This is a genomic window from Natrialba swarupiae (genome assembly GCF_008245225.1).
GTDB lineage: Archaea > Halobacteriota > Halobacteria > Halobacteriales > Natrialbaceae > Natrarchaeobius > Natrarchaeobius swarupiae.
On sequence record NZ_VTAW01000066.1, the window covers coordinates 1 to 1,923 of the forward strand.

General features: G+C 57.3%; 1 protein-coding gene. It reads left to right on the top strand.

From position 1 onward, the window contains the following. Window positions 1–225 precede the first annotated feature (225 nt). Complete coding sequence (locus FYC77_RS19915) at window positions 226–1,698, top strand: transposase (protein ID WP_238387050.1); 1,473 nt, start codon at window positions 226–228, stop codon at window positions 1,696–1,698. Window positions 1,699–1,923: the final 225 nt, after the last annotated feature.

Below are 1,923 nucleotides of genomic sequence, written 5' to 3' on the forward strand. Positions count from 1 at the left end.
ATAGCCCGTTGCACGGTTTCGAAATTAGCTCCGACCTATCACAGTGTGGTCACTACTATCAGGAATAGTCACTTTAACTAGACTAGAAGTCGGATCAAAGGTATGTCTAGCACCAGATCCGACACGAGTGAGAACACAGCCACTTCTCATAAGACTGCTGTTCGTGAATTCCTCCGCACCCACGGTGAGGTCGCTTCGAAGGAGCAACTCCGCGCTGGCACCTCGGTGCCAGCGTGGTATATCGACCAGATCGCATCCACGGACGCCTTCTACACCTCGCTGAATCATCACGGCAGATACGTCGCTAGCAAGCACGTCGTTGGTCACCGGTCTACCCACGACGGCTTCTGGCGGCCCGAGGTGGATGACGGCGTCGCCGTCTTCCACCGCAAAGAAGACACCAAATCGACACTCAAACACCTCGCGTTCAGGCGTCCATCCGGACTCACACCAGCCGAAGCCCACGATCTCCTCGGTCGCCGCTGCTATCGTCCGCTCCGAAAGCTCGCTGAGCAACAAGAGATCCATGCCGTTGACTGGCAAAACACGACGCTCTACCTCCACAGCTGGCCGTCCCGGCGGGACGACCAGCTGTCACAACGTCAGACAGACCAACCGACCGATGTTACGCCCGAAGAACCAGCCAAAAACGGCTACCTCTACCGAGACGAACTTCTCGCTACCTTCCTCTCAGTCGCTGTCTCACAGATTCAGTCGATCCCTCCCGAACGAGCAGCTGCACTCGTGCTTCGGCAGTTCGAGGGCGACTCCTTCGACGCCCTCGAACGCCGTATACGCCGCAATCACTCGTTCAGGGACGCCCTTGGCTACGTCGAGCCAGAGGATGTCCCCGACGGGACATCCCTCTGGCGGGCCTTCGACGATCTCCAACCGGACGAACTCCGTGACTGCCTCCAGTCGATGTGTGGCGAGTTGCTCGATGACCACGATCACGCTGGAGAGTTCATAATCATCGACGGCACCCACATTTCCGCTTGGGCAAACACACGCGAAGAGATCGAAAACGGCGACGTTGAAGGGGCAAGCTGGGGGAAACACGAAGGCTCGTTCTACGGATACAAGGTGTTTCTTGTCGTCGACGCTGCAAGCGAGTTGCCGGTCGCCATCACGATGGAGACCGGCAAACGGAACGATACCGTGGCGTTTGAACCGCTCATCGAGGAGTTCGAAGAGCGGTACGACACCGACGAACTCCAGGCTGCACTGGCTGATGCCGGCTTCGATAGTCAGGGCAACCGTGAGTTCTGCCAAGATCAGCTCGATTGTCCGTTACTGACATCGATCAATCCCCGCAGATCGTCGCCGTTAGCGACGATCAAGGAGGAAATCAAAGAACTCTTCGAGGAGCACGGGGAGGAGATCGAGAGCCCCTACGACGCTCTGGAACGACTCCCGCAAGAGCAGCTTTCGGAGTACGGCGTTGAGGCCGGTAGCGTCGAAGAGACCTATATCTTTCAGGCGATCAAAGAACGAATGCATCGACACCTGCGGGCAGGTGTCGAGCGAGTCTTCTCGCGGCTGAAATCCTTCACCGGACTTGATCGCGTACGGGCACGCAAGGAAGACAACGTCGAGACACACGTCGTTCTTTCAGCAGTCGCACTCGTCGCAGGGTCTCTCACCGCAAAACGGCAAGGAAAACCAGGACTGATACGCTCGCCAGGGCGGCTCATTTGACCGGCAACCCGCCCGTCCGAAAATCAGGGTTCGCCGCCTGAGAGGCATCGCTCTCAGGCGGCTGTATTTCTTGACTGGTACCTGATCAATCGGCGAAATCAGCTGGCCTGTAATCGTGATCTATCAAGAATCCGTCCCTCATTGAACCAGTTCAGCCGAGAAGGGTGGAGTCTGACGGGGATCTGCTCCCCTCTGGCGAACTAAGATTGAACGTGAAACAGGGTA